This window comes from Algoriphagus sp. (genome assembly GCF_024642405.1).
Classification (GTDB): domain Bacteria; phylum Bacteroidota; class Bacteroidia; order Cytophagales; family Cyclobacteriaceae; genus Algoriphagus.
In genome coordinates this window covers 1-7,909 of sequence record NZ_JAHEBC010000174.1, presented here as the reverse complement: position 1 = coordinate 7,909, position 7,909 = coordinate 1, and the positions used below count along the sequence as shown (strand labels likewise).

Below are 7,909 nucleotides of genomic sequence, written 5' to 3'. Positions count from 1 at the left end.
ATTTAATTTTTCTCCAAAGACCTCCTCAAATTGTTCTTTTATCGCTTGTTCACGAATATCTACTTGGCTTTTTGGTGATACGTATTCCAGAATAAAATCATTTACCCCTGTCTGTATCACTTTAAACTGATCAATCTCTGAGAATTGTTTCAAGATTCTAACCACAGTCTGTACTGTTATATATTTCTGACTTGGAGTAATTAAAAAATCAGTAAGTCTTCCTATAATTTCCTTCAGAATAGGCAATTCCAACCCACAACTACATTTGATATTTTCACCCTTCACTGCAAGATCACCAACTTCATATCGGATTAGAGGGGTAGTATAATTGTCAAGACCTGTAAGGACAACTCTACCCGTTTCTCCAGGCTTAACTTCTACACCTTTTTCATCTAAAATCTCTACCAATACATGAGGGCTCATGATATGGTAATTACCCTCTTTGCATTGACTTGCTATCAAAAAACCTTCTGAAGCTCCATAGGTATCATATACCTTGCATGAAAATGCCTGCTCTATTGTTTCACGGAATTGAGGTAACAACTTTTCACCGAGTGAAATAACTGATTTGAATTTGACGTCAAGAATCTTATTTTCCAAAGCAGTTTTTGCAAAAAGGTAAAGGCTTGAAGCATAAGCAACAAAGTGATCTTTGGGGTTCATTTGTAAATGAATCAATTCCTTTAGAATCTGCTTATCTTCATGTTTCATCGCATCAATGTACCTCGTGCTTAGCAATCTATCTTTAATAGATTTCTCCAAGCTTCGATTCATATTAACCCCAGTCTGTAATACAGAATTCCCAAATTCATAACCTGCCCACTCCCACCAAAGTATCTGCAATGCACGATTGCTTGAAAGTTCTTCTTTATTAAAAAAAACTTTAGAAGGAGGCCCCGTTGACCCTGAGGACATGATAGAAATTAATCTTTTTTCATCTTTCTCAGTAAGAATATGTTCTAGGTTAGCCTTGAACGTTTTTTTGGTTAGGATTGGGAATTCTTTCAGCCAGATATAGGGATTCTTATTTTCCTCAATATTCAAATACTTGTAAAAAGGGCTACTCTCAGAAGCATATTTAAGAATCTTATTCAATTTTGCACTCTGGATTTTATAAAGTTCGCTTTCAGAATTGGAAGTGGTTTTTCTCCAATATTTAAGTTTTGAAATAAAAGAACTTTTCAAAATAAAATCTCCAAAACGGAGAATTGTATTTTCTAATAAAAGCGATTTCAAACTCATTTTACCTTAGCAAGGTTTTTTTTCCAAAGTTCACGAACAAAGAGCCAATCCCAGTATTTGGATTTTTCTCTCGCATTTTTTGATAAAGAAGCAGCAAAGTCTGGATTTGAGACAATTTCCACAATCTTTTGTGATAAAATATCCGCATCATTGGGAGACACCATAATCCCTTCTTTTCCATCTTCAAAAAGGAATGGGATTCCACCAACATTGGTGGTAACAACAATCATCCCTAAGGCCATAGCTTCCATAATTGATAATGGGGTATTGTCTACATTAGTTGTGTTTAAAAAAATATCATAGTTGCTAGATTCTAAAAACCAATCCTTTCTTGATAATTTACCTGCAAACTTGACATGCTTTTCCAAACCGTACTCTTTTACTCTATTTTTTACAAGTTCCAGTGAACCATCTTTATCGGGCCCTACCATACAAAGAGTTGCTTCAGGATAACTTTCGAGCACCTGTTTCAAAGTCTGAATTGCCAAAAGTGGATTATAAATCTGATTGAAAGACCTAACCCATAAAATATTAGGATTGGCAGATACCCTTTCTTTATACTTGAATTTGTTTACATCAATTTGATTGGGAATCATTTTGATGTTATTATATCCTTTCAGCTGAAATTGCTTTTTCATATAACCTGAAGGCGCGACCAAAAATTCAGCATTCTTAAAAAATTCATTGCATTTTTCCGGAGATCTTTCCAACCTTTTTGGGAGATCTCCACCGTGCAAAATAGGAACGTAGGGAAGCTTCAGATAACGGCATAATTTACCTGAATAATATGCCATTAAAAATCCATTCGTACTATACGTGTCAATTAAGACGAGGCTTACACTAGCCTTATTTATGTATATGGTTTTCACCATATCCAAAAATCTAATGATGGGAGATCTAAATTCAGAAACCTGAATTACCTCACCCAGCTCTTTCAACTTCTCTCCTAATACCTCTATTGAGGTAGGGTTGAAGCCGTGTTTTTGAAGTTTGTTTCCTAGATAAAGTATTCTCACTTTTTGATGTTTTAATCAACAACAAACTCAGTCCAACCAAGGCCGGAGTCACGAAAGTCCTCATCGCAGCATGAAATGAGGTATAAATTGCCACAAGATAAAATGCAATAAGAATTCCTTTTAACATAGGATTCGGATTGGAATTAATTAGTTTGATTCCAAGCCAACATAAAATCAAAAAATAAACTAAACCAAATGCTCCATGTTCGGCCAGTAATCGACTTAGTTCGACGTGAGCTACTGTTCCATTTAAATGTTCACGCAAAAATCTGGATGCTCCTGCTCCGACACCAAAAAACAAATGATCCATCCAAAGGTCTACATCACTTATAAAAATATCCAATCTGCCAGTAGTTACTGAATACAAATTTTTCTCTTTAGTACCTTGGAGGGTACCTGCCGTTTCACCTTGGTATCTTAAAGAAAGCATTCCTCCAGTAATTTCGTCTACAGCCACAAATGCGATAATTCCAACAAAGAGTGCCGGTAGAACATACTTCCCAATATTTGGTAAATTATATTTTCTCTTCTGGTAAGGTGTAGCTATTCTTATAAAAAATAGTATCACTAGAATTCCTAAAACGGCACCTAGCATTCCTCCTCTTGAAAATGTCAACAAACCTTGAAATGAGAATCCAAACAAAAGCGCAGCATCAACCAATAAATACCCAGAAAATTTCCATCGATTTATTAAAATTATAAAGAGAAATAATGCTCCAAGCCCAAAAAGCGTTGAAACTTGGTTGGAACCAAAACCTCCACTCAGATCAACGTTAGCTCCCAAAATAAACTCTACTTCGTCGAAATCCGGAGTTTTAAGAATTGTATAGGTTAAAACTGAAATGATGGGGTAAATCATCATTCTAAGGATATTACTAAACTGTCTGGAAGTAACTTTTTGTCTATTAAAAAAAATACAGGCTAATGCCACATTGATAGGACCAAGTACATTGAAGACGATATCTGATCTTTGTACTTCACCTGAATAATCAATAAAGAGAGATGGTAACATACATAAAAGCATAATCCATCCAAGCTTTCCAAAAGTCTTTGTCCGGAAGATCCCATAAATCATACCTGAAGCAAGAAGATATTTCCCTAATTCATAAGGAATGAAGGGAGAAGTTCTTGCCATTCTGGAAAGTAGCTCAAATGAAATTAAATAAAGAACCAGGGCAATCAGAATATATGGGGATCTCTGCTTCTTTAAAAAGTACGGAGTTGAGGTTAAAACCACTACATAAAACCATGCTATAACCAAATAAGGAGTAATTGTAGCCGTTACTCCTAAAAAGGCATGAATGATAATCCAAACCAGTGGTTTTTTATTAAGGATTAAAAACTTTATCAATTTTTCAAAATTACTTAAATAATGAGTTTATAACGTTCTGATATTCAGAAATAAACTGTAGTTCACCATAATGGTTCTTTACTTGAATTTGAAGATTTTCCCCTAGAGCTACACCTTTATCCGGTAATGAAATTAAATGCTCCATTGCTTTTGCCATTTCTTCTGGATTATTAACTGGAACCAAAATTCCAAAATCACCTTTTCCCAATACTTCAGCACACTGCCCTACATTTGTTGAAATAACAGGAAGGCCTGCAAGCCCATATTCTAATAATGCAACAGGAAGTCCTTCCCTATCAGAAGCAACCAAACCTGCATCTACCTGAGTTAAAACCTTTGCTACATTATCTGAAGGACCTTCCAAAGCTACATCAGAATTCAGATCTAGATCTTTAATTTTACTACTGACCTTTTCTTCCCAATTCTTATCTACCCTTTGTCCAACCATCCTAACCTGAAATGAATATCCTTTATCCTTCAAGATTTTGCATGCATTTACTATATTCATTTGCCCTTTTTCGGATCGATAATTTGCCAAATGTAGAAATGTGAAAGTATCTGTTTTTACTTTTTCTTCAATTTTTAAATAAGGGAAGTTTGAAAGGTACTTAATTGAGGAATCGCGGATAATTCTCTTTTCCTTCCAAAACTCTGCTGTACTCTCATTTGCCGTAATAATGAAATCAATATTTTTCCCTATCCATTTCAATTCAGAGCGTGGGTTTTCGGTAATTACCTCAGGTGAAATACCAAGATGATCATGCCAAATGAGTTTGACTTTTGGAAAAAAAAACTTAAGCCCAACTCCCCAGTAAATTGATGTTCCATGAATGTGAAAAATATCTGGTTTAAAGCTTTTTACTTCAGAGATCAATTTCCTAAATGCTTTGATATCAAAAGTTGACTTTTTTCCTAGAATCCTAACAGATTCTTGATTCCGGACGAGTTTTGTCAAAGGACCGTCATTCCTGCTCACAATCAGTTTATTGACTATGCCCTGCTCTGTAAATGTGTTTGCGAGATTCACAGCCATCCTTTCGGCTCCACCTACTTCCAAACTATCGATCATCTGAAGAATCCTTAATTCTTTCAGATTCATGGCCTATTTAATACTGTCTGAAGTTCGGATTCAAACTTTTCGAGGGTAAACTGTCGGGACCAATTCGCCGCTTTTGAAGTTTTTTCCAAATATAAATCAGGGCTATCGATCAGGGTCTGGATTTTTGAAGTTATTTCTTCAACATCATCGTTTACTATTTCACCTCTTTCACCAAAACCCAACATTTGAGGTACGCAGGAGACTGCTGTTGTGATCGGTAAGCAGGCCCAAAACATAGATTCAGCGACGACTTTTGGCCAGCCTTCACTTTGAGAAATAAAAATCAGGAAATGAGAGTTTTGAAATGCTTTTTTCACCTCAGGAGCAGGAACATTCCCATGTAAAATAATTCTCTCAGAAAGTTCATTCTCTTTTATAAAGCTTTCGATTTTTGACCTTTCAGGCCCCTCTCCATAATAATCTAAATAAACTTCATTCCCTTTCTGAAGTAATTCAAGACAAACTTTTGCCGAAATAAGTGGCTGTTTTCCCGAGTTTAATCCCCCAACAAAAATCAACCGAATAGGTCCAGTATTCGATATAGATTTCTGATTAATTGTTTCTATTTCATTTTTAGAATAAGAAGCAGTAAAAAATGGTCTTACATTTTTACTTTCATTTGGCCATTCTCCATAAACCAAAACCTGCATATTCTTTGTCAAAAATGTATTAGTAAGAATTGCTTGCTGTAATCTATAAGTAAATGGCTGTTTGCTATTCTTGTCCCAGTTTCCCGCATATTTTGCCGACTTTTCCTTGCTAGGAAAAAATATTTGTATAATCGAAGCCATTAACCCCATATTCCCCGGACATCTCAAGTGAATATGATCTGCTTGCTTCATAGCTTTCCATGTGACCCCCCATATTCTTGGTAAATTTATCAACGTATTTAGAATCCCTGATATTGACTGAATATTAAAGGAGGGGATATCTAATAAACGTAAATTGGAATGCTGGTAAGGAAGATCTATCGGATCTGGTAAAGCTTGAGAATTTAGTGGTGCTACCACCGTTACTTGATCCACGTGTTTAAACCAAAGATTCATTTCACGGACATAAGGTCCATAAGCAAAATACTGATTATCCGATTTTTTGTGATCAACATGACCTATCACTAAAAAATGCATTAAGAATTCTTTATTTTTCTGTAGAATTCTAAATTTCGGTCAGTAATCAACCCAGTCTCAAATTTCCCTAAAACCTTTTTCCTGGCTTCTTTCCCTATTTTATAAAAATTTTCTTTTTGACTCAAAGCTTCTAATATCACGGAAGCAATGTCTTTTGGATCCTTTGGATTACAAAGCCAACCATTGATCCCGTGATCAATTGTTTCAGGCCCTGGTCCTGTATTAGAAAAAATCACTGGCTTCTCCATTGCCATCGCTTCTGGGGCAACCAATCCTTGTGTTTCCATATGGGAAGGGAAAACACAAATTTCAGCTTGCTCATAATATCCTGGAAGCTGGCTATGCGATACAGGTCCATGAAAAGTCACTCGCTTCAGTTCCTCTTTCGTAAATTTTTCCTTTAGAAACTCTACATATGATTTCCCATCTGGGAAATGCCAATCTCTTCCAAAAACCTCCAAATGAATATCAGGAATTGACTCAGCTACAATTGGTAATGCTTGTATAAGCTGGCGAATACCCTTTTTCTCGCAAATCGTTCCTGCAAAAACCAAGGAATTAGGTTTTACTTTTGTAGGATCTGCAGGATAAAACTTCTCCAAAGCGATAGGATAGTTAATTACCTCCACCGGTTTATTGTGATAAGAAAGGAATTTTGCAGTATGCATTTTCACATACTCCGATACGGCAATAAATCCATCTGCTTTAGAAAAGGATCTCTTTTCCTGGAATCCCTTCCATGTATTAACCTTTCTATTTTCACCTTCTGCAAAAAAATGATGCCCTCCATGAAGTCGGATGACATATTTCAATTTAGGGTTCCTATTTAGAAAAGCCAAGGTTAATTCCGAACCCTCAATGATATCAATTGGTTGATTTTCATGAAGTTCATTAATGAATTTCTCAATCCTGGCGAAATTTCTCCACCATCCGATCAGTTTAGCATTGCTTTTAGGAAATGTTACAACTCTAACACCGTCTTGAATGGTGTCATGGAATATTTTTCCATTGATCCCAATAACTGTAACCTTATTTCCCCTTTTGATCAATGCAGAGGAAAATGTCAACAAAAAGCTTCCTATTCCTCCGTGAAGAGCTCCGTTTAAGGGAAATTCCTGAGACAAAAAACAAATATGCATCTTAAACTAATTCTTTTCCTTTTTCCTTCACTAACTTATCCAACACATTTGCTAATCTTTCCGAAGCAAATGTTTCTTCCGTTCCGATGATTTTATTCATCCATTTCTTTCGGTCCGGAGCTACTTTTTCCGGTGAATCAATAATTTCCCGTATTCTTGGTTTTATTTCATCTTTAGAATATGCCCATGCAACAGCATCCCATTTTCCCATTGATTGGAAATGCTGGAATTTATAAATGAAATTTGTTGTCCAAGTTTGATTTGCCTGATGATCATAATTCAAATACAGCCCAGGGCTATCAAACCACCCAAAGTCCAGAGCCATGGTAGAACCGATATTCACGACTGTAGCACAATGAAAACTAAGATTGACCAAATGCTCAATATCCTCAGGATAAGGATAAAACTCATTCCAGTATTTTCCTTTGTGCCAAATTGGATTTAGGTGAATAATCTCAGGATTCTTAGTTAACACTTCCTGATATCTTTCAACTCCTTCCACAGGTACTTGTCGGAATACTAATTGAATATCCTTTTGGTCTTTTAATGCCTCGGCTACGTCTTGAAGATATGCGGCATCATGTGGAGAAGTTTTGGAGTCAGAACCAGAAAAACAAACCCAAGACTTTTTCGGATCTAACTTGAATTTTTCGGCAAATTCCTCTCTTGACACTATTGTTTCTGATTTTTTATAAAAATCAAATTGAGGCGTACCAGTAATTAAAATTCTTTCCTTTGGAATTTCAGGATAATAAAACTTAAGTTCTGAAGCCATGTGTTCTGACCAAACTGTATAATAGTCTGTTCTAAGTGCTAACCTTGCTTTTGGTAAATTATCCCAGGAAAAAATCGCGGTCATCGTTTTAATTCCCAAGTCTTTGGCAGCTTCCATTGCATAGGCGGCACCTGGATATCGTTGATGCGTACAAAATAAA

7 protein-coding genes are annotated in these 7,909 nt (G+C 35.9%); all 7 read right to left on the bottom strand.

Features of this window, described 5'->3' with window-relative positions:
- Positions 1–1,242: hypothetical protein (locus Q0L68_RS13025; protein ID WP_296703866.1), on the bottom strand; the 1,242-nt coding region annotated here is incomplete at its 3' end.
- The gene (locus Q0L68_RS13020; protein ID WP_296703863.1) at positions 1,239–2,258 is read right to left on the bottom strand and encodes a glycosyltransferase family 4 protein; all 1,020 of its coding nucleotides are present in this window, start codon (positions 2,256–2,258) and stop codon (positions 1,239–1,241) included. The genes Q0L68_RS13025 and Q0L68_RS13020, both read right to left, overlap by 4 nt.
- On the bottom strand, positions 2,164–3,609 hold the full coding sequence (locus Q0L68_RS13015) for an O-antigen ligase family protein (protein WP_296703860.1): 1,446 nt from the start codon (positions 3,607–3,609) through the stop codon (positions 2,164–2,166). Before Q0L68_RS13015 ends, Q0L68_RS13020 begins: the two co-directional genes overlap by 95 nt.
- A gap of 10 nt (positions 3,610–3,619) precedes the next feature.
- Positions 3,620–4,708, bottom strand: a complete 1,089-nt coding sequence (locus Q0L68_RS13010) for a glycosyltransferase (RefSeq protein ID WP_296703857.1) — start codon at positions 4,706–4,708, stop codon at positions 3,620–3,622.
- Positions 4,705–5,835 (bottom strand): glycosyltransferase, encoded by a 1,131-nt coding sequence (locus Q0L68_RS13005; RefSeq protein ID WP_296703854.1) that lies wholly within the window; start codon positions 5,833–5,835, stop codon positions 4,705–4,707. The genes Q0L68_RS13010 and Q0L68_RS13005 overlap by 4 nt, the downstream gene beginning before the upstream one ends.
- On the bottom strand, positions 5,835–6,974 hold the full coding sequence (locus Q0L68_RS13000; RefSeq protein WP_296703850.1) for a glycosyltransferase family 4 protein: 1,140 nt from the start codon (positions 6,972–6,974) through the stop codon (positions 5,835–5,837). The genes Q0L68_RS13005 and Q0L68_RS13000 overlap by 1 nt, the downstream gene beginning before the upstream one ends.
- Before the next feature lies 1 nt (position 6,975).
- A partial coding sequence (locus Q0L68_RS12995) for a hypothetical protein (RefSeq protein WP_296703848.1) occupies positions 6,976–7,909 on the bottom strand: 934 nt, incomplete at its 5' end.

Bases quoted from the DNA above. Each gene is read 5' to 3' on its own strand.
- Q0L68_RS13000 (WP_296703850.1), bottom strand. From the start codon at position 6,974: ATGCATATTTGTTTTTTGTCTCAGGAATTTCCCTTAAACGGAGCTCTT.
- Q0L68_RS13010 (WP_296703857.1), bottom strand. From the start codon at position 4,708: ATGAATCTGAAAGAATTAAGGATTCTTCAGATGATCGATAGTTTGGAA.
- Q0L68_RS13005 (WP_296703854.1), bottom strand. From the start codon at position 5,835: ATGCATTTTTTAGTGATAGGTCATGTTGATCACAAAAAATCGGATAAT.